The sequence below is a fragment of the Citrobacter sp. Res13-Sevr-PEB04-36 genome (assembly GCF_015672735.1).
GTDB lineage: Bacteria > Pseudomonadota > Gammaproteobacteria > Enterobacterales > Enterobacteriaceae > Citrobacter.
The window spans coordinates 1-19794 of record NZ_JADABY010000024.1; the positions used below are offsets into that span (position 1 = coordinate 1).

17 protein-coding genes and 1 pseudogene are annotated in these 19794 nt (G+C 50.2%); 8 read left to right on the forward strand and 10 right to left on the reverse strand.

Annotation, left to right across the window (positions count from 1 at the left end; all coding sequences use genetic code 11):
* Nucleotides 1-87: 87 nt before the first annotated feature.
* The 3 genes from IMQ48_RS07000 to typA form a co-directional block, all read right to left on the reverse strand.
* On the reverse strand, nt 88-1068 hold the full coding sequence (locus tag IMQ48_RS07000; protein WP_196208443.1) for a sugar phosphate isomerase/epimerase: 981 nt from the start codon (nt 1066-1068) through the stop codon (nt 88-90).
* Nucleotides 1069-1076: 8 nt separating this feature from the next.
* Nucleotides 1077-1787, reverse strand: coding sequence for a GntR family transcriptional regulator (locus tag IMQ48_RS07005; RefSeq protein ID WP_196208444.1), 711 nt, complete (start codon nt 1785-1787; stop codon nt 1077-1079).
* A 236-nt stretch (nt 1788-2023) separates the two neighbouring features.
* Nucleotides 2024-3847 (reverse strand): ribosome-dependent GTPase TypA, encoded by a 1824-nt coding sequence (gene typA, locus IMQ48_RS07010; protein WP_196208445.1) that lies wholly within the window; start codon nt 3845-3847, stop codon nt 2024-2026.
* A 379-nt stretch (nt 3848-4226) separates the two neighbouring features.
* Between typA and glnA the strand changes: the two genes are divergently transcribed.
* From glnA to IMQ48_RS07030, 4 genes are all read left to right on the forward strand, one after another.
* Nucleotides 4227-5636: a glutamate--ammonia ligase gene (glnA, locus tag IMQ48_RS07015; RefSeq protein ID WP_096758883.1), complete on the forward strand. Its 1410-nt coding sequence runs from the start codon at nt 4227-4229 to the stop codon at nt 5634-5636.
* A 299-nt stretch (nt 5637-5935) separates the two neighbouring features.
* Nucleotides 5936-6985 carry a nitrogen regulation protein NR(II) gene (glnL, locus tag IMQ48_RS07020; RefSeq protein WP_115259821.1) on the forward strand — a complete coding sequence of 350 codons (1050 nt, stop codon included), beginning with the start codon at nt 5936-5938 and terminating at the stop codon, nt 6983-6985.
* 11 nt (nt 6986-6996) lie between these two features.
* The gene (gene glnG / locus IMQ48_RS07025) at nt 6997-8406 is read left to right on the forward strand and encodes a nitrogen regulation protein NR(I) (protein ID WP_181695131.1); all 1410 of its coding nucleotides are present in this window, start codon (nt 6997-6999) and stop codon (nt 8404-8406) included.
* 111 nt (nt 8407-8517) lie between these two features.
* Entirely contained in the window at nt 8518-8628 is a 111-nt protein-coding gene (locus IMQ48_RS07030) for a YshB family small membrane protein (RefSeq protein WP_096758886.1), read from the forward strand.
* 90 nt (nt 8629-8718) lie between these two features.
* Here the strand turns inward: IMQ48_RS07030 and hemN are convergent, their stop codons facing one another.
* The 3 genes and pseudogenes from hemN to IMQ48_RS07045 form a co-directional block, all read right to left on the reverse strand.
* Nucleotides 8719-10092: an oxygen-independent coproporphyrinogen III oxidase gene (gene hemN / locus IMQ48_RS07035; protein WP_196208446.1), complete on the reverse strand. Its 1374-nt coding sequence runs from the start codon at nt 10090-10092 to the stop codon at nt 8719-8721.
* Between the two features lie 188 nt (nt 10093-10280).
* Nucleotides 10281-10796: a Der GTPase-activating protein YihI gene (gene yihI, locus IMQ48_RS07040; RefSeq protein WP_196208447.1), complete on the reverse strand. Its 516-nt coding sequence runs from the start codon at nt 10794-10796 to the stop codon at nt 10281-10283.
* Between the two features lie 110 nt (nt 10797-10906).
* Nucleotides 10907-11132 (reverse strand): annotated as a pseudogene (locus IMQ48_RS07045) (hypothetical protein).
* 227 nt (nt 11133-11359) lie between these two features.
* Between IMQ48_RS07045 and yihA the strand changes: the two are divergent.
* Complete coding sequence (yihA, locus tag IMQ48_RS07050; RefSeq protein ID WP_196208448.1) at nt 11360-11992, forward strand: ribosome biogenesis GTP-binding protein YihA/YsxC; 633 nt, start codon at nt 11360-11362, stop codon at nt 11990-11992.
* A 520-nt stretch (nt 11993-12512) separates the two neighbouring features.
* On the opposite strand, the gene polA is transcribed toward yihA, so the two are convergent.
* Nucleotides 12513-15299, reverse strand: coding sequence for a DNA polymerase I (gene polA, locus IMQ48_RS07055; protein ID WP_196208449.1), 2787 nt, complete (start codon nt 15297-15299; stop codon nt 12513-12515).
* 363 nt (nt 15300-15662) lie between these two features.
* Between polA and IMQ48_RS07060 the strand changes: the two genes are divergently transcribed.
* Nucleotides 15663-16598, forward strand: coding sequence for an acyltransferase (locus IMQ48_RS07060; protein WP_196208450.1), 936 nt, complete (start codon nt 15663-15665; stop codon nt 16596-16598).
* A 13-nt stretch (nt 16599-16611) separates the two neighbouring features.
* Here IMQ48_RS07060 and dsbA read toward each other — a convergent pair whose 3' ends face one another.
* The 3 genes from dsbA to IMQ48_RS07075 all read right to left on the reverse strand — a co-directional run bounded on the left by dsbA (nt 16612) and on the right by IMQ48_RS07075 (nt 18584).
* Nucleotides 16612-17235, reverse strand: a complete 624-nt coding sequence (gene dsbA, locus IMQ48_RS07065; RefSeq protein WP_196208451.1) for a thiol:disulfide interchange protein DsbA — start codon at nt 17233-17235, stop codon at nt 16612-16614.
* A gap of 16 nt (nt 17236-17251) precedes the next feature.
* Nucleotides 17252-18238: a serine/threonine protein kinase gene (locus IMQ48_RS07070; protein WP_196208452.1), complete on the reverse strand. Its 987-nt coding sequence runs from the start codon at nt 18236-18238 to the stop codon at nt 17252-17254.
* Between the two features lie 76 nt (nt 18239-18314).
* The gene (locus IMQ48_RS07075; protein ID WP_196208453.1) at nt 18315-18584 is read right to left on the reverse strand and encodes a YihD family protein; all 270 of its coding nucleotides are present in this window, start codon (nt 18582-18584) and stop codon (nt 18315-18317) included.
* A 69-nt stretch (nt 18585-18653) separates the two neighbouring features.
* On the opposite strand from IMQ48_RS07075, the gene mobA reads away from it, so the two are divergent.
* Nucleotides 18654-19238 carry a molybdenum cofactor guanylyltransferase MobA gene (gene mobA / locus IMQ48_RS07080; protein WP_196208454.1) on the forward strand — a complete coding sequence of 195 codons (585 nt, stop codon included), beginning with the start codon at nt 18654-18656 and terminating at the stop codon, nt 19236-19238.
* Entirely contained in the window at nt 19235-19738 is a 504-nt protein-coding gene (gene mobB / locus IMQ48_RS07085; protein ID WP_196208455.1) for a molybdopterin-guanine dinucleotide biosynthesis protein MobB, read from the forward strand. Before mobA ends, mobB begins: the two co-directional genes overlap by 4 nt.
* The last annotated feature ends 56 nt before the right edge of the window (nt 19739-19794 follow it).

Consider the following 19794-nt stretch of genomic DNA (forward strand, 5'->3'; position numbering starts at 1 on the left):
ATTTATTTAATCATTTGTTTTAAATATAAAAATACGCCCATTCACATAGAATGGATTATGAGTTCTAAATAAAGGCGTTAGAGATTATTAATGAGTTAGAATGTGATGCGCCTCATTTTTAATTTGTTGTAGCACGCTACGTACAAATTGTATTTGTTGGATGGCATCATTTTTTTCTTTAATCAAACGGTCTTCAAGGAGCGCGGGTTCCGGCAACGGCGTTTCGCTCATCTGACGCCACGGGATCCAGGGATTATCACCTTCATTGTCAAAACGAAATGCCGGGGCGTAGTAATCCACTTCTTCTTCCAGCCCGTAAGCCGTTACCTGCGGCTTCTCATCACCTAAGCAGATAAGTTTGGTCAGCAGATCTTTAAACGGCATATCCCCCTGACCCGAGGTACAGGCTTTATGACCCAGCCCCGCGTTCTCATTAACAATTAACGCGTCTTTAATGTGCACCTGGGTAATATGCGGTGACATTGTGTCTAACGCCGTTAACGGATGCTCATTGGCATTGATCATGTTGGCAAAATCAAACAATAAAGAGAGCGACTTCATGTCACCGTTCTGAATCAACGACACCAGTTCATGACTTTTTAAATCTTCATGCTGCTCTAAGGTAAAGGTCAGCCCGCTATCCTGATATCGGTCACGCAAATAGTTAATATCCTGATTAATTATTGCAAGCACGTCCTGAAGATGACCTTCATAGCGCGGGTAAAATCTCACCGAAGAGGCGCCTGTTTTTAATGCGATAGCGACAGCCTGGTCAATAGCCTTTTTATCAGAAGAACTGGTCTCAATATGCAGATCAAGCTGTAGCCGACGCGCTTTATCGCCAAATGCTGACAGTGCTTCATCATTCATATTTTCAAGAGAATAACGTTCACCATCAAGGACGTGGATTTTCACACCACGTAGATTATTTTCACTGGCGATATCTAATAAATCATTCGGTAATATGCGCTCAACGCGCATATTCAAATGATAAGCATAAGCGTGAAGATAAAGAGGGAGGTTATCTACACGCGCCAGAATTTTATGTGCATTATCTTTAGTGACCATAAACATACCTACAAGTTAATGAAGAGATCAACTGCTTCAAATCGCCAATACTCAATATCTATTTGTACGATGTTGCCATCGCTGTCTGCCCGGTGTTTCTCAATCAGAATGGCAGGCATCCCGGTAGAACCGCCAATAAACTTGCTAATGTCGCCGGCCATTCTGACGGGTTTAAAAGCCAGTTTTTTAATTACGGTTTCTTTTTTATATTCATTTTCCCATACGGAGGAAAACGACTGACTTTCAAGTTGTTCAATAAATCCCGGAGCTACTTTTGGGTTGATAAACGTTTCATGATAGAAAACTTTATGCCCTTCCAGCGCGCCCCAGCCCGTAATCCGATACAGTTCATCAGACGGCGTTGCTGACACCAGCGGCGCGGCAACGTCCGGGTACAGAGAGACCCGACTTTTCTCGATAAATCCCCAGGAAGGTTCTCTACCCTGCTCAAGCGCGGCGCGCTGAAAGCTTGCTGATAATTCCGGGCTGTAGTTAAAACGTGCCTGCGTGACGAACCACCCTTTGCGATCTTTGCGAAAGATTTTGGATTCCGACTCCAGGTTTAATAGCGCCTGACGTAACGTCATGCGCTTGATCCCCAGCAACTCCCCCAACTCTCTTTCTGAGGGCAGTTTTCCGCCTGGGGTGGTGATCCCATCTTTTAACCAACGATCTAACTTCTCTTTCGCATTCTCAACGGTCGACTGATTATTTGTCATTGTTTAATTCACTTGGTTTAAACCAGATGGTTTAATCATACGCTGGCGATGAAAAAGAAAGCAAACAACCGCGTTAAGCTTTAGAAAAATTTGTGACCAAGCTCTCTAAAGGCAGACATGTAGAGGGGGAATATTTCGCGAGGCAGAGAACCAGCGTAAACCCGCTTGAGACCAGGGATAGCGGGCAAAAAAAACCCCGCCTCTTAAGGCAGGGTCTTGTCATTAAAGCGCGTTAATCAGTCTTCTTTCGGACCACGCATCGCACGTTTGCGATCGTTTTCAGTCAGGTGACGTTTACGGATACGGATAGACGTTGGGGTAACTTCTACCAGTTCGTCGTCATCGATGAATTCCAGAGCCTGTTCCAGCGTCATTTTCTGTGCAGGAACCAGGGTGGTTGCTTCATCAGTACCGGAAGCACGCATGTTGGTCAGTTTTTTACCGGTCAGGCAGTTAACAGTCAGGTCGTTAGAGCGACTGTGAATACCGATGATCTGGCCTTCATAAACTTCTGCACCGTGACCCAGGAACAGCTTACCGCGGTCCTGCAGGCTGAACAGTGCGAACGCAACAGCTTTACCCTGACCGTTAGAGATCAGCACGCCGTTCTGACGCTGGCCCACGTCGCCCGGACGAACGTCGTCGTAATGGCTGAAGGTGGAGTACAGCAGACCGGTACCGGAGGTCATGGTCATGAATTCTGAACGGAAGCCGATCAGACCACGGCTTGGGATCACGTAGTCGAGACGTACGCGGCCTTTACCGTCTGGATTCATGTTTTTCAGGTCGCCTTTACGCTCGCCCAGTGCCTGCATAACAGAACCCTGGTGCTGCTCTTCGACGTCCAGCGTTACGTTTTCGAATGGCTCTTGTTTACGGCCATCGATTTCGCGGAAGATTACTTTCGGACGGGAAACCGCCATCTCGAAACCTTCACGACGCATGTTTTCAATCAGAACGGACAGGTGCAGTTCACCACGGCCAGAAACGCGGAATGCGTCTGCATCCGGAGTCTCTTCAACGCGCAGCGCAACGTTGTGTACCAGTTCTTTTTTCAGGCGGTCAAGGATCTGACGAGAAGTAACGTACTTACCTTCTTTACCGCAGAACGGAGAGGTGTTTACGTTGAAGAACATGGTAACGGTCGGCTCATCAACAGACAGCGCCGGCAGCGCTTCAACATTCTGCGGGTCGCAGATGGTGTCGGAGATGTTCAGTTCACCCAGACCGGTGATCGCGATGATGTCGCCAGCTTCAGCAACGTCGCTTTCGATACGCTCAAGACCCAGATGGGTCAGAACTTTACCGACTTTACCGTTGCGAGTTTTGCCTTCGCTATCAATGATAGTGATCTGCTGGTTCGGTTTAACTTTACCGCGCTTGATACGACCGATGCCGATAACACCAACATAGTTGTTGTAGTCCAGCTGAGAGATCTGCATCTGCAGCGGGCCATCAAGGTCAACGTTCGGAGCCGGTACACGGTCAACGATGGTCTGATACAGCGGGGTCATGTCTTCCGCCATATCTTCGTGATCCAGACCTGCGATACCGTTCAGCGCTGAAGCGTAAACGATCGGGAAGTCCAGCTGTTCGTCGGTCGCATCGAGGTTAACGAACAGGTCAAATACCTGGTCAACAACCCAGTCAGGACGCGCGCCAGGACGGTCAACTTTGTTGATAACAACAATTGGCTTCAGGCCATGAGCAAAGGCTTTTTTGGTCACGAAGCGCGTCTGCGGCATCGGACCGTCCATTGCATCAACCACCAGCAGCACGGAGTCTACCATGGACATTACACGTTCAACTTCGCCACCGAAGTCGGCGTGTCCCGGGGTATCAACGATGTTGATACGGTAGTCATTCCACTTGATAGCGGTGTTTTTAGCGAGGATGGTAATCCCACGCTCTTTCTCCAAATCGTTGGAGTCCATCACGCGCTCTTGGGTTTCGGCACGAGAGTCGAATGTACCGGATTGTTGGAGCAGCTTGTCTACCAGGGTGGTTTTACCATGGTCTACGTGCGCGATGATGGCGATGTTACGCAAATTTTCGATCACAACTTTGCCTCAGGCATTTTAGAAATAGCGCGTTATTGTACACGGATTAATCGCAGTACAAAACAGGATCACAAACATCCTCCGCAAACAAGTATTGCAGAGTTTCTTTGTGATCACATTCACGGAGCGTTAAAAGGGGTAATCTCATGTCAATTGCACCATTATAGTGCTTAATGTTCACATCGAAGCACTATAATGGTGCAATACAACCTTCATGGTGCAACCCCTTTGCACGATGATGCGCATGATAACGCCTTTTGGGGGCAATTTAAAAGTTGGCACAGATTTCGCTTTATATTTTTTACGGCGACACGGCCAATTTTTGCAGAATTGAAGACCTCGTTACCACGACGACAATGACCAATCCGGGAGAGTAAGTATGTCCGCTGAACACGTTTTGACGATGCTGAACGAACACGAAGTGAAGTTTGTTGATTTGCGCTTCACTGACACTAAAGGTAAAGAACAGCACGTCACGATTCCTGCTCATCAGGTAAATGCCGAATTCTTTGAAGAAGGCAAAATGTTTGACGGCTCCTCAATCGGTGGCTGGAAAGGCATTAACGAATCAGACATGGTTCTGATGCCAGATGCTTCTACTGCACTCATTGACCCGTTCTTTGAAGAGTCTACTCTGATCATCCGTTGCGATATCCTGGAACCGGGTACGCTGCAGGGCTATGACCGCGACCCACGCTCCATCGCGAAACGCGCTGAAGAATACCTGCGTGCTACCGGCATCGCAGACACCGTGCTTTTCGGGCCAGAGCCAGAATTCTTCCTGTTTGACGACATCCGTTTCGGCAGCTCTATTTCCGGTTCCCACGTGGCTATCGATGACATCGAAGGCGCATGGAACTCTTCCACCAAATACGAAGGTGGTAACAAAGGTCACCGTCCTGGCGTGAAAGGCGGTTACTTCCCGGTTCCTCCGGTTGATTCTTCCCAGGACATCCGTTCTACCATGTGTCTGGTCATGGAAGAGATGGGTCTGGTCGTTGAAGCGCATCACCACGAAGTAGCTACCGCTGGCCAGAACGAAATCGCTACCCGCTTTAACACCATGACCAAAAAAGCGGACGAAATTCAGATCTACAAATATGTGGTTCACAACGTCGCGCACCGTTTCGGTAAAACCGCGACCTTTATGCCAAAACCGATGTTCGGCGATAACGGTTCTGGTATGCACTGCCACATGTCCCTGTCCAAGAACGGCGTAAACCTGTTCTCCGGTGACAAATATGCGGGTCTGTCTGAGCAGGCGCTGTTTTACATCGGCGGCGTTATTAAACACGCTAAAGCCATCAACGCCCTGGCTAACCCGACCACCAACTCATATAAGCGTCTGGTCCCGGGTTACGAAGCACCGGTTATGCTGGCTTACTCTGCCCGTAACCGTTCTGCCTCTATCCGTATCCCGGTGGTTGCCTCTCCAAAAGCACGCCGTATTGAAGTGCGCTTCCCGGACCCGGCGGCTAACCCGTACCTGTGCTTTGCTGCGCTGCTGATGGCCGGTCTTGATGGTATCAAGAACAAAATCCACCCGGGCGAAGCGATGGACAAAAACCTGTACGACCTGCCGCCGGAAGAAGCAAAAGAGATCCCACAGGTTGCTGGCTCTCTGGAAGAAGCACTGAACGAACTGGATCTGGACCGTGAGTTCCTGACTGCAGGCGGCGTGTTCACCAACGAAGCGATCGATGCGTACATTACGCTGCGTCGCGAAGAAGATGACCGCGTGCGCATGACTCCGCACCCGGTAGAGTTTGAGCTGTACTACAGCGTTTAATTTAACTTTTACACTCTCACATAAAAACGTGCAGAGGATGTAATAACCAATGGATTTCTTGCTACAGCAAGGCGGCAATTGAGTGAATCCCCGGGAGCTTACATAAGTAAGTGACTGGGGTGAGCGAAAGCAGCCAACACAGCTGTAGGGAGAAAGACGAAGGTTTTAGTTGCCGTGGAAACTTTCAGCCCATCACACGATGGGCTTTTTTCTCCGCCAACGAACTGATCCTTCGCGCTTTTTCTGCGTGAAAGCTATAATGCACTAAATTGGTGCAACCTTTTTAAGGAGACTGCTGAATGGCAACCGGCACGCTGCCCGATGCTGGGCAGATCCTCAATTCGTTAATTAACAGCATTTTACTTGTCGACGATGAGCTGGCGGTACATTACGCCAACCCCGCGGCACAGCAACTGCTGGCCCAAAGTTCCCGCAAACTGTTTGGCACGCCGCTTTCTGAACTGCTGAGTTATTTCTCATTAAACATCGGGCTGATGCGAGAGAGCCTGGAAGCGGGTCAGGGCTTTACGGACAACGAAGTGACGCTGGTGATAGATAGTCACTCGCATATCCTCTCTGTGACCGCACAGAGGCTGCCTGATGGCCTGATCTTGCTGGAGATGGCACCCATGGATAATCAGCGCCGTCTGAGTCAGGAGCAGCTACAGCATGCCCAGCAAATAGCCGCCCGCGATCTGGTACGCGGTCTGGCACATGAAATTAAAAACCCGTTGGGTGGATTACGCGGTGCGGCGCAGTTGCTCAGTAAAGCGCTCCCGGACCCGGCACTCAAGGAATATACCCAAGTCATTATTGAGCAGGCAGACCGCCTGCGTAACCTGGTCGACCGCCTGCTGGGGCCGCAGCAACCCGGTATGCACATCACGGAAAGCATTCACAAGGTGGCAGAGCGCGTTGTGGCACTGGTGTCGATGGAACTCCCGGAGAACGTCACGTTGATCCGCGATTACGACCCGAGTCTGCCAGAAATACTGCACGATCCCGACCAGATAGAACAAGTTTTGCTGAATATCGTGCGTAATGCGCTACAGGCGCTGGGACCGGAAGGTGGCGAGATTATTCTACGTACCCGCACCGCGTTTCAGCTCACATTGCACGGCATGCGTTACCGCCTGGCGGCGCGTATTGACGTTGAGGACAACGGTCCGGGTATTCCTCCACATCTGCAGGATACGCTGTTCTACCCGATGGTCAGCGGTCGCGAGGGGGGGACCGGGCTGGGATTATCTATCGCCCGTAATTTGATTGATCAACATTCCGGCAAAATTGAATTTACCAGTTGGCCGGGTCATACCGAGTTCTCGGTTTACCTGCCTATCAGGAAATAGAGGTGACGTTTATGCAACGAGGAATAGTCTGGGTCGTTGATGACGATAGTTCCATCCGTTGGGTGCTTGAACGTGCGCTCGCAGGGGCAGGACTGAACTGCACCACATTTGAAAGTGGTAAAGAGGTACTGGACGCGCTCGCCAGCAAAACGCCAGACGTGCTGTTGTCGGATATCCGTATGCCGGGGATGGACGGCTTGACGCTGTTAAAACAGATTAAACAACGTCATCCGATGCTTCCGGTCATCATAATGACGGCGCACTCCGATCTGGACGCCGCCGTCAGCGCCTACCAGCAAGGGGCGTTCGATTACCTCCCCAAACCGTTTGATATCGACGAAGCCGTGGCGCTGGTCGAGCGCGCCATAAGCCATTATCAAGAACAGCAGCAGCCGCGTAATATTCAGATCAACGGCCCCACCACCGACATCATCGGTGAAGCGCCAGCAATGCAGGATGTCTTTCGCATAATTGGCCGGCTTTCCCGCTCTTCAATTAGCGTCTTGATCAACGGTGAGTCCGGGACCGGTAAAGAGCTGGTCGCCCATGCTCTCCACCGTCACAGCCCGCGTGCTAAATCGCCGTTTATCGCCCTTAACATGGCGGCAATTCCGAAGGATTTAATCGAATCTGAACTGTTTGGCCACGAAAAAGGCGCCTTTACTGGCGCCAATACCATTCGTCAGGGGCGATTCGAGCAGGCGGACGGCGGTACGCTGTTTCTTGATGAAATTGGTGATATGCCGCTGGACGTGCAAACGCGATTGCTACGTGTATTAGCCGACGGACAGTTTTACCGCGTCGGCGGTTATGCGCCGGTGAAGGTGGACGTGCGCATTATCGCAGCCACGCACCAGAACCTGGAACTACGCGTGCAAGAAGGCAAGTTCCGCGAGGACTTGTTCCACCGACTGAACGTTATTCGCGTCCATTTACCACCGCTGCGCGAGCGGCGGGAAGACATCCCTCGCCTGGCACGTCATTTCCTGCAGGAAGCCGCCCACGAGTTGGGTGTGGAAGCCAAGCAGTTACACCCCGAAACCGAGGCCGCACTGACGCGTCTGGCCTGGCCGGGTAACGTTCGTCAACTTGAGAACACCTGCCGCTGGTTAACCGTAATGGCCGCCGGGCAGGAAGTGCTGATTCAGGACCTGCCGGCTGAGCTATTTGAGGCAAGCGTTCCGGACGCGCCCTCACATATGCAGCCTGACAGCTGGGCAACACTGCTGGCACAATGGGCTGATCGGGCGCTACGTTCCGGTCATCAAAACTTACTCTCTGAAGCGCAGCCTGAAATGGAACGCACGCTGTTAACCACCGCGCTGCGCCATACTCAGGGCCATAAACAGGAAGCGGCGCGCTTACTCGGATGGGGGCGTAATACCCTGACGCGTAAGTTAAAAGAGCTTGGCATGGAGTAAGGGATAGTCACAGTGTAAAGATTGATAATTGAGCGCAAAATGCTGCTATTTTGAGCTTTACTGTTCCGATGAGTTAAGTATGATCGTGCCCGGAAAACGGGGGAAGCCATCATGCTGGAATCAATTATTAATCTGCTGTCGAGCGGCTCGGTTGAAAGCCATACGCCACAAACTGCGGTTGCCGCCGTGCTGTGTGCGGCGTTGGTTGGGCTGTTTAGCTGACGATGTACCGGATGGCGCTAACGCTTATCCGGCCTACAGGTTTTTGCGACGAGTAGGCCCGGTAAGCAAAAGCGCCACCGGGCAACGTCATTAGATGACCCGCGAGAACTGCTGCATCCGCGCTTTCTGACGCAGGTAAGCATCAAAGCACATGCAAATATTGCGGATCAGCAGACGACCTTTTGGTGTCACCTGAATCCCCTTCTCATTCACATCCACCAGCCCATCTTTCGCCAGCGGTGCCAGCAGCTTCAGGTCTTCAGCAAAATAGCCAGCAAAGTTCAGATCCCATTGCTGTTCTACGACGGCATAGTCGAGGCGGAAGTTGCAGATCAGTAGCTTAATCACATCCCGGCGAATACAGTCATCTTGCGTCAGTGCAATACCGCGCCACAGCGCATTCCCCTGCTCGTCCACCTGCTGATAATAGTGCTTCAGCTCTTTTTGGTTCTGCGCGTAGTTGTCGCCAATCATACTGATGGCGGAAACGCCCATGCCCAGCAGATCGGTATCGCCCTGGGTGGTATAGCCCTGGAAATTACGGTGCAGAACGCCCTCACGCTGGGCAATCGCCAGCTCGTCATCCGGACGGGCAAAGTGATCCATCCCAATGAACTGATAGCCCGTTTCGGTCAGAGAGGAGATGGTCTCCTGCAGGATATCCAGCTTCTGTTGCGGGCTGGGCAGATCAGCATCTTTGATCTTACGCTGCGCGGCAAACAACGTTGGCAGGTGCGCATAGTTAAAGACGCTCAGGCGATCGGGATTGAGTTCAGCCACCCGCTTCAGGGTAAAGGCAAAGCTTTCGGGCGTCTGTTTTGGTAGACCATAGATAAGGTCAATGTTGGTCGAAGTAAAGCCAATCTCACGCGCACGATTAATCAGTGCAAAGATAAACTCCTCGTCCTGCTCACGGTTTACCAGTCGCTGAACTTCTTTATTGAAGTCCTGCACCCCCATGCTCAGGCGGTTAAAGCCTTCAGCACGTAAATGATCGAGGACATCGAGTTCGATTTCACGCGGATCAACTTCGATCGAGATTTCTGCATCCGCGTTAAAATCGAAGTTATCACGCAGCAGTGTCATTAAGCGGCTAATCTGCGCTTTATTCAGATAGGTTGGCGTACCGCCGCCCCAGTGCAACTGGCTAACATGACGGCCAGCAAACAGCGGCGCGCGATGAATAATCTCTTGTTCTAAAACGTCCAGATATTGATCGGCCTTATGCTGCTGGCGGGTCACAATTTTGTTGCAACCGCAGAAATAGCACAATTTATGGCAGAACGGGATATGGACGTACAAAGAGAGTGGACGTTCAGGGTAACGCGCTACGGCTTGCAGAAATGCTTCAGCGCCGTAGTCTGCAGAAAACTCCAGCGCGGTCGGATACGAGGTGTATCGTGGCCCGGAATAGTTATATTTCTGGATCAGGGCCAGGTCCCAGTCGATTAGCTGCTCAGACATGCTCACTCCTTCCGATGGCGTTTCTGGCGAGTACGGCGTACCGGCTTACCCCCACTGCGAGTGATAAGCCGGTTGCGCAGCCACCTTTGGCGCCGCGATAATCGCTGTAGTTTAACGAATAACCACACCAGATAACATATAACCGGAAGGGTTATAAGCAGGACGGGAAGACCCACGGTACAAAACCGTTAGTTACCGCCCTTCAGCAGGCGCATCATGTCTTCCTGCTTTTCTTCTTCTTCATCGATGTCTTCGTCATCATCGTAAGAGAGCCCCAGTTTCTGCATCAGCTCATCGATACGATCCAGCTTGGCATCTACCCAGGCCTGATCTTCAGCACTCAGGATCTCTCCCGCTTCAAGACGTTCCAGCAGCGCATCCAGGCGCTCATCTGTTTCCAGTAAATCCAACTCAGCCTGTGGTGAAAGCATAGGTTTCTCACTCTTCGGTTTGTGCTGTTTGGTGACCTTTTCGGTCACACCCAATGCAATGGGAGTTTTACTGCCAATACGAGGATCTTTGTGCTTGTTTTGGTTTCCGCCACCTGAAGCGCCATCGCTGCCGGTCGCACGACTGCCCGCCGCAAGACCACGGTGTTTTTTCTGGCGCTTACGGTCGCGAGCTTCCAGGTTAATTTCTTCACGTGTTTTACGACGCGCTTTTGCTGGACCTTTACCGCGTGGTGTAGAAGTTGATTTCATCATAATTCGTCTTTGGCTGTTTTTATTCAGTATATAATTGCGCCGGAATCTAGCAGAAATAAAGAAAAAAGGCGACAGAGTAATCTGTCGCCTTTTTTCCTGACTCTCAACCCTTAACGGGTCCTACAATCCTTGTCGGCTATCAACACACCCTGTTTTTCCCTTAGCCAGAAACATTCCGTGTTGTTTCCATTTCCTTTTACTAACGTCTCCGGACGTTTGTCTTCCTGGACAATCCTGCGTCTTCGCCTCCTGGCGCTCCTGACCCTCATCCTGAGTCGTTTATCCTGTTAGCACCCTCGCTATAGACGCTACTTTACTCTTTTGGATTACACGCACAAGTAACCGACTTAACAGTTTCGGTTTTTCAGAATATTGCTTAACCGTAATTATATGATTTATTTGGTTTATGATGTTATGCACTCTCTCATCTCGCATAAATACTATCGGCAATGTCTCACAAAGCCCGTGGTTTTAGCTTACATAACCCACGCGTCGAAAAACCAGCCTTTTGCTGGTGTTCAGGTATAATCGCAGCAAAGCCTTGATTGATGGAGACGACCACGTTGACTAACTTGAATTATCAACAGACGCATTTTGTGATGAGTGCGCCTGATATTCGCCATTTACCTTCCGATACGGGAATTGAAGTGGCTTTTGCTGGCCGTTCCAACGCAGGCAAATCCAGCGCACTGAATACCCTAACAAATCAAAAAGGATTAGCGCGTACCTCTAAAACGCCGGGCCGTACTCAGCTCATCAACCTGTTTGAAGTCGTTGACGGTAAACGTCTGGTTGACTTGCCGGGATACGGGTATGCAGAAGTTCCGGAAGAGATGAAGCGCAAATGGCAACGCGCACTCGCGGAATACCTGGAAAAACGCCACAGCCTGCAAGGTTTAGTCGTGCTGATGGATATTCGCCATCCGTTGAAAGATCTCGATCAGCAGATGATCCTGTGGGCTGTAGAGAGCAACGTTCAGGTGCTGGTATTACTGACCAAAGCGGACAAACTGGCCAGTGGTGCGCGCAAAGCACAGCTAAATATGGTGCGTGAAGCCGTGCTGGCGTTTAATGGCGATGTACAGGTAGAAGCATTCTCATCGCTGAAAAAGCTGGGCGTGGATAAACTGCGTCAGAAACTGGATACCTGGTTTAGCGAACTGGCGCCTATCGAAGAGATCCAGGACGGGGAATAACCCACCGATATGCCGGATGGCGCCGCTGCGCGTCTTATCCGGCCTACAGATCTTTATTTTTGCTCTAAATAATTCAAGTTGCATAAAGGCGGCGACGCAGCAAATCCCCTGGAGCTTACATAAGTAAGTGACTGGGGTGAGCAAGAAATCTGTCTGGAACAAATTTGAACGCCGCGAAGCGGCGGCCCGTAAGGGCGAGGCTCATGGATGAGCCGAGTAATTCGAAGCCAACGCGTATGCAGCTTGAAGTATGACGAGCACAATAAAAAACGCCCCAGTCATTACTGACTGGGGCGGCTAAAATATTCAGCCAAATCCGATTACGTGAAGTAAAAGGTCTGAAAGATAGAACATCTTACCTCTGTACCCTACGAGAATAACTTTACTCTTTTTTGAGCAGCGCAGAAAGCACTTTTTGTAATTTTTTTTCATTCCCGACATAGGGAATTCTAATGGTCATCACAAAAAACGCTAACTTATGTTGCTTAGTTACGAAAAGCGCGCGTTATTCAGTAAACCCTTAGTGCGCCTGATCCCAGTTTTCGCCACTTCCAACTTCCACCAGTAATGGCACATCAATCCGCGTTCCCTCCTCCATCAGCTGATGGATTTTTTTCGAGACGCTTTCCAGGTCATCTTTATGCACTTCAAATACCAGTTCATCGTGTACCTGCATGATCATACGTACACGAGGTTGCTCAGTTTGCAGCCAACCGTCAACAGCAATCATCGCACGCTTAATGATGTCCGCAGCAGTGCCTTGCATCGGGGCGTTAATCGCCGCACGTTCAGCGCCAGCACGACGCGCACCATTACTGGATTTAATATCCGGTAAATAGAGGCGACGTCCTTCCAGGGTTTCAACGTACCCTTGCTCTTTTGCCTGCGCACGTGTGCGTTCCATATATTCCAGTACGCCAGGGTAGCGCTCAAAGTAGAGATCCATATACTTCTGCGCTTCTTTACGTGGAATATTCAACTGACGCGCAAGACCGAAGGCACTCATACCGTAGATCAGACCAAAGTTGATGGCCTTCGCACTGCGGCGCTGTTCACTGGTCACAGAATCAAGCGGTAAACCAAAGACTTCTGCAGCCGTTGCGCGGTGGATATCCTTACCTTCAGCAAAAGCAGTAAGCAACCCCTTATCACGCGAGAGATGCGCCATAATACGTAGTTCAATCTGCGAGTAGTCCGCCGAGACAATCACGCAGTCTTCTGGCGCAATAAACGCCTGGCGAATACGGCGTCCTTCTTCATTACGTACCGGAATATTTTGCAGGTTAGGATCGGTAGAAGACAAACGCCCGGTCGCAGTGACAGCCTGATGATAAGAGGTATGCACGCGCCCGGTTTTAGGGTTGATCATCAGCGGAAGTTTATCCGTATAGGTAGACTTCAATTTTGCCAACCCACGATACTCCAGAATCACCTTCGGCAGCGGATAATCCAGCGCTAACTCTTCCAGAACCTCTTCCGACGTTGACGGCGCGCCGCCCGGCGTTTTCTTCAGCGGCTTGATGCCTTGCTTTTCAAACAGAATGGTTTGCAGCTGTTTAGTGGAAGAGAGGTTAAAGGCTTCCCCGGCAATTTCGTGCGCTTTTTGCTCCAACTCGTTCAAACGCAGCGTCAGCTCTGCTGAATGCTTGTGCAATACGGCAGGATCAATTTTTACGCCGTTACGTTCTATACGGGACAGGACCGGGACCAGCGGCATATCGATATTTTCGAAGACGTTTAGCGGTCCTTTATGTTTTTGTAACTCTGGCCACATTTTCAGATGCAGCTGTAGCGTGACATCGGCGTCTTCCGCAGCGTAACGACCAGCTTCTTCCAGTGCAATCTGGTTAAAGGTCAGTTGGTTTTTACCTTTCCCGGCAATCTCTTCAAAGGTGATGGTTTTATGTTTCAGCCAGCGATCAGACAGGCTGTCCATATCGTGTCGCCCGGCAACGCTATTTAGAATGTAGGATTCGAGCATGGTATCAAAGACGATACCGCGCAGTTCGATACCGTAGTTCGCCAGGATGCCACGGTCATACTTCAGGTTTTGCCCAACTTTATGTGCTTTTTCGTCTTCCAATAGCGGCTTCAGCAGCGTCAGTGCCCGATCACGGGAAATTTGGTCAGGGGCATCCAGGTAGTCATGCGCGACCGGCACATACGCCGCCACACCTGGTTCAATGGCGAAAGAGAGCCCCACCAGATTTGCGGAGATATTGTCCAGGCTGTCGGTTTCGGTATCAAAAGCAAAGACCGGCGCTTTTTTCAGCTTCGCAATCCATGCTTCCAGCGTCGCCTCGTCCAGAATCGTCACATAATTATCGTATGAGAGGACCGTGGCGGGTTGCTCAGGCGTTTCGTCAATGACGATGGTTTCCTGTGGTTTTGCCGCAGGTTTTGTGCCTTTTGCCTGCAGCCATTTCCCGGCTTCAACATCAGTCACCCAACGTTTGAACTCATATTGTTTGAACAGGCCCAACAGCTCGTCCGCTGCCGGTTGTCGTACTTCGAGCTGCTCGCAGGTTAATTCCAGCTCGACATCTGTTTTGATGGTTGCCAGTTGATAAGAGAGGTACGCCACCTCTTTATTCTGCTCGAGCTTGCCGGCCATGGTTTTCGCGCCACGGAAAGTCAGCCCCGCAATTTTGTCTGATTCAGCATAGAGCGTGTCCAGCCCACCCAGACCCTGAAGTAACGCCTGAGCCGTCTTTTCACCCACGCCTGGCACGCCAGGAATGTTATCGGAAGAGTCGCCCATCAGCGCCAGAAAGTCGATAATCAGTTCCGGCGGCACGCCATACTTATTCACCACCTCATCCGGGCCGAGGATCGTATTGGTCATGGTGTTGATGAGAGTGATATTCGGCGTCACCAGCTGAGCCATGTCTTTATCACCGGTACTGATCAGCACCGGACGGCCGATTTGCTCCGCTTCACGCGCAAGAGTACCGATAACGTCGTCCGCTTCCACGCCAGAAACAGCCAGCAGGGGTAACCCCATGGCTTTTACCATCGCGTGCAGAGGTTCAATCTGTGCACGTAGATCGTCTGGCATCGGCGGACGATGCGATTTGTAGTGCTCAAATAATTCATCACGGAAGGTTTTACCCTTGGCGTCGAATACCACCGCTGCATGCGTCGGCTTATATTGCAAAATCAAGCTACGCAGCATATTGAGGACACCGTACATCGCGCCCGTAGGCTCTCCTGCGCTGTTGGTCAGCGGCGGAAACGCATGGTATGCGCGATACAGGTAAGATGAGCCATCTACAAGGATAAGTGGGTTTTCTGGGATCTGAACCATAATGTCCGTGCCTGTTTATCAGATTATGGGTAAAGGATGCCACAGACAGGATGAAAACATGAGTTTTTCGCCGCATTTGTCGAAAAACTTTTGCAGATCTTCTGGGTTGCTCGCAAAGCGAGCTGTGGATAAGTTTGTGAATAAATAATTTCCTGCCCTTTGATTACAGCAAGATAATTTACAAGCCATGATAATTTTTCCTATTTTTCATTGTGTTATTTCAAGGTGCAGAATTTTATATCATCTTTTCGGCTTATATCTGGATGTGGATAGATATTACCTTTTTTTCTATTCAGCGAAGATCCATCATTTGGTTCGTTTTCTGATAAAATCAGCCCCTTGCGCCTCTTTAGCGCACTATTTATGGCTAACCTTTTGAATAATTTAATGATGACAAGAATACTCGCCGCGATAACGCTGTTGCTGAGTATCATATTGACCATATTGGTCACGATTTTATGTTCTGTGCCAATCATCCTGGCCGGGGTTGTAAAACTCCTTTTGCCCATTCCTTTTGTCTGGCGCAAAGTATCCCTCTTTTGTAATTTCATGATGTATTGCTGGTGTGAAGGTCTGGCGTTACTGCTACACCTTAATCCACGACTAACGTGGGATGTCGAGGGACTGGAAGGTCTGAGCAAGAAAAATTGGTATCTGCTCATCTGTAATCACTACAGCTGGGCCGATATCGTTGTGCTTTGCGTTCTGTTTCGTAAGCACATCCCGATGAATAAATATTTCCTTAAGCAACAGTTAGCCTGGGTGCCCTTTATTGGTCTGGCGTGTTGGGCGCTGGATATGCCATTTATGAAGCGCTATTCGCGCGGTTATTTACTCCGCCACCCCGAACGACGTGGTAAAGATGTGGAAACGACGCGTCTTTCTTGTGAGAGGTTTCGTGCGCATCCAACAACTATCGTGAATTTTGTCGAAGGCTCGCGGTTTACTCAAGAAAAACGCCAGCAGACCCGATCTCCCTATAAAAATCTGCTACCACCTAAGGCTGCCGGCATTGCGATGGCGCTGAATGTTTTAGGGTCGCAGTTTGATAAGTTGCTGAACGTCACGCTGTGTTATCCGGAAAACAGCAGTCATCCGTTCTACGACATGCTGAGCGGTAAGCTAACGCGCATCGTGATACGGGTGAATCTGGAGCCGGTTAAAGAGGAATTGCACGGTGATTACGTCAACGATAAAGGATTTAAGCGTCGGTTTCAGCTGTGGCTGAATATGCTCTGGGGCGAGAAAGATGCGCAAATAGACGCGATTAAAGCCTCAACTAAAAAAGCCGGTCTCTGACCGGCTTTTTCGTTTACTTCTGACCAACCAGATATTTCACGGTATCGGCGTACTGCTGTACAAAGATATCCATGCTGCTGGTATCCATACCCTGCGGATTCACCTGATATTTGCCATTAACAAACATTGCCGGAACACCCTGCAGTTGCAGATCGGCAGCCGCTTTTTCCTGCTGCGCGACCAGTGATTTCACCACGAAGCTGTTCCATGCCGCATCATAGTCTTCACCTTTAATACCCGCATCAACAAATACTTTACGGATATCAGCGGTAGTCTGGACGGTCTGTGTTTTCTGTACCGCTTCAAACAACGGTACGGTGACCTTATCTTCAACGCCCAGCGCCAGCGCAACCGCCCACGCCTGGGTCAGATCTTTACCCAGAGGTCCCAAAAACTCAACGTGATATTTGGTCATCTTGGTGCCTTCCGGCAGTTTTTTCTTCACATTATCAGACACGTGAAGCACCTCTTCAAACTGGTAGCAATGCGGGCAGTAGAAGGAGAAGAACTCCAACACCTGCGGTTCACCCGCAATAGGCTTTTCCAGTGTGATGTACTGCTTACCATCCTGGAACTGCGCTGCCGATGCGCTAAAAGCTAAAATCATACCAGCCAGCGCCAGCCATATTTTTTTCATGTTCACGTCTCTCCGATTAATACATTGGCGTTAATTGTAAGGGGGGTTGTTGCAGAATTTTTGCCTGCTCAATAAAGGTCGCCGTCTGACGGTGCCAGTAATCTTCGCCGGTTAACCACGGGAAGTTTTTTGGGAACGCAGGGTCTGCCCAGCGTCGAATCAGCCAGGCTAGATAATAAACTAAACGCATGGCGCGTAAAGGTTCTATGAGTCCTATTTCAGCGATATCGAACTCAGTAAACTCTTCATAAGCTTCGATAATAGTTTCAAGCTGCATACGTTGTTCAGCTTTGTCACCATTAAGCAGCATCCATAAATCCTGAATAGCCGGGCCATTGCGGGCATCATCTAAATCGACAAACATCGGACCATCGCGCCACAAAATATTTCCGGCATGACAATCGCCGTGCAGGCGCAAGGTGTCAAAACGCGTATGCCACCGTTCGGTAACCACGCTGATAAGTGCATCTGTCGCTTTCAGGAAAGCCGCTTTTTGTCCTGATGGAATAATCTGCGCACTATCGAAAAGTTTACGCGGTTCAATCAGATACTCTTCAAGGCCAATGGTCGGTCGAAAGGCAAAAGACTGCTTACGCCCGGTTTGATGCAGACGTCCCAGATAGCGGCCAACCGACTCCATTTGGTCGATATTATCGGCTTCAAACTGGCGACCTCCTACGCTGGGGAATATCGCATAGTGGAACCCTTGATGCCCCAGTAACGTCTGACCATTAAACACCATCGGCGCCGCAACCGGCACGTCATCACGCACCAGTTCCAGTGCAAACTGATGTTCTTCCTGTATTTGATCGACGGACCAACGCTCAGGGCGGTAAAACTTTACGACAAAGCGTCGACGGTCTTCGTCCTGGAATTGGTAGACACGGTTTTCATAGCTGTTGAGCGGGGTAAGCCCGGAATCCACCCGGATCCCCTGCTCAAACAGCGCATCCATGATGGTATCCGGGTGTAGCGTCTGGAAAGTAAAAGCGTTGTTGTTCATCCCATCATCCGGAAATTACTACGAATGATTCAGGATATCATTTCGCAGCACTTTCGGTGGCGGCGATTACAAGCTTTTACTCTTTAATTACGCCACGAGCGCGCAGCAATGCAGTTTTAAAGTCTTCTTCATAATCTTTCTGAATACCTGGGATCACCGCATCCTTCGCTGAGTCACGCATTTTCAGGTGATAGATCAGAATGTCATCAGTTAAATCCGTCAGTTCTCCGTCAAAACCTGACTCTTTCGCCAGTTTCTGTAAAAATTGCATCAGGTTAAGATCGGGTTCTTTCTGCCAGGCTGGCTGGAGGAGTTCAATAACTTCATTCAGACGTTTACATTTCATGGTTGTGCTCCTTACGCTTAATACAGATACGTTAGCAGGGTCAATCCCACATTAAAAGAGGCGATATCAGTGATTCTGGATAGTGCAATTACAGGGGTTGTCCTGGCGGGCGGTAAGGCCAGGCGGATGGGTGGTGCAGATAAAGGACTGCTTGAGTTGGACGGCAAGCCTTTGTGGCGGCACGTCGCCGATGCGCTCACCTTACAGGTCGAGACCGTTGTGGTTAATGCCAATCGCCATCAGGATATTTATCAGCAAAGTGGTCTGAAAGTTATCCCTGATTCATTACCTGATTTCCCTGGCCCGCTGGCCGGAATGCTGTCGGTATTTTTACAACTGGCAGGTGACTGGTTTTTATTCTGCCCCTGCGATATGCCCTATATTCCCCACAACCTGGTCGCAAGACTGGCAGAACAGCGCCAAAATGCGCCAGTGGTGTGGGTGCATGATGGGGAGCGGGATCACCCGACAATTGCGCTGATGCACAGAGCAATGCAGCCGTTACTGCAGGAGTATCTTCAGGCAGGTGAACGACGGGTGATGGTCTTTATGCGCCAGGCCGGAGGACACGCCGTCGATTTTAGCGATTATAAAGATGCGTTTGTGAATGTGAACACTCCAGAAGAATTGGACAGATGGCAGGATAAATCATGATCCCATTGCTCGGTATTGCCGCATGGAGCGGCACAGGAAAAACCACACTGCTCAAAAAACTGATCCCGGAACTGTGCGCCAAGGGCATTCGTCCAGGATTAATTAAGCATACCCACCACAACATGGACGTCGATAAACCCGGCAAAGATAGCTACGAGTTACGTAAAGCTGGCGCGGCGCAAACACTGGTCGCCAGCCAGCAACGCTGGGCGCTGATGACGGAAACGCCGGAAGAGCCTGAGTTGGATTTAGCCTATCTGGTGAGCCGAATGGATGCTGCAACACTGGATTTGGTACTGGTTGAGGGTTTTAAGCACGAATCTATCGCGAAGATCCTGCTTTTTCGTGAGCATTGCGGGCATAGTGCTGAAGAATTTACGATTGATGAGTATGTTGTTGCAGTTGCCAGTGATGCTCCACTTGAAGTTGATATCCCACTTTTAGATATCAACGACGTACAACAAATTGCAGGGTTTGTTGCACAGTGGCTGGAACGTTAACCAACCGGTAATATGCGAAATTGTGCCTGATGACTCTGCGCTTATCAGGCTTACCC

Bases quoted from the DNA above. Each gene is read 5' to 3' on its own strand.
- IMQ48_RS07000 (WP_196208443.1), bottom strand. From the start codon at position 1,068: ATGGTCACTAAAGATAATGCACATAAAATTCTGGCGCGTGTAGATAAC.
- IMQ48_RS07005 (WP_196208444.1), bottom strand. From the start codon at position 1,787: ATGACAAATAATCAGTCGACCGTTGAGAATGCGAAAGAGAAGTTAGAT.
- glnA (WP_096758883.1), top strand. From the start codon at position 4,227: ATGTCCGCTGAACACGTTTTGACGATGCTGAACGAACACGAAGTGAAG.
- glnL (WP_115259821.1), top strand. From the start codon at position 5,936: ATGGCAACCGGCACGCTGCCCGATGCTGGGCAGATCCTCAATTCGTTA.
- glnG (WP_181695131.1), top strand. From the start codon at position 6,997: ATGCAACGAGGAATAGTCTGGGTCGTTGATGACGATAGTTCCATCCGT.
- IMQ48_RS07030 (WP_096758886.1), top strand. From the start codon at position 8,518: ATGCTGGAATCAATTATTAATCTGCTGTCGAGCGGCTCGGTTGAAAGC.
- hemN (WP_196208446.1), bottom strand. From the start codon at position 10,092: ATGTCTGAGCAGCTAATCGACTGGGACCTGGCCCTGATCCAGAAATAT.
- yihI (WP_196208447.1), bottom strand. From the start codon at position 10,796: ATGATGAAATCAACTTCTACACCACGCGGTAAAGGTCCAGCAAAAGCG.
- polA (WP_196208449.1), bottom strand. From the start codon at position 15,299: ATGGTTCAGATCCCAGAAAACCCACTTATCCTTGTAGATGGCTCATCT.
- IMQ48_RS07060 (WP_196208450.1), top strand. From the start codon at position 15,663: ATGGCTAACCTTTTGAATAATTTAATGATGACAAGAATACTCGCCGCG.
- dsbA (WP_196208451.1), bottom strand. From the start codon at position 17,235: ATGAAAAAAATATGGCTGGCGCTGGCTGGTATGATTTTAGCTTTTAGC.
- IMQ48_RS07070 (WP_196208452.1), bottom strand. From the start codon at position 18,238: ATGAACAACAACGCTTTTACTTTCCAGACGCTACACCCGGATACCATC.
- IMQ48_RS07075 (WP_196208453.1), bottom strand. From the start codon at position 18,584: ATGAAATGTAAACGTCTGAATGAAGTTATTGAACTCCTCCAGCCAGCC.
- mobB (WP_196208455.1), top strand. From the start codon at position 19,235: ATGATCCCATTGCTCGGTATTGCCGCATGGAGCGGCACAGGAAAAACC.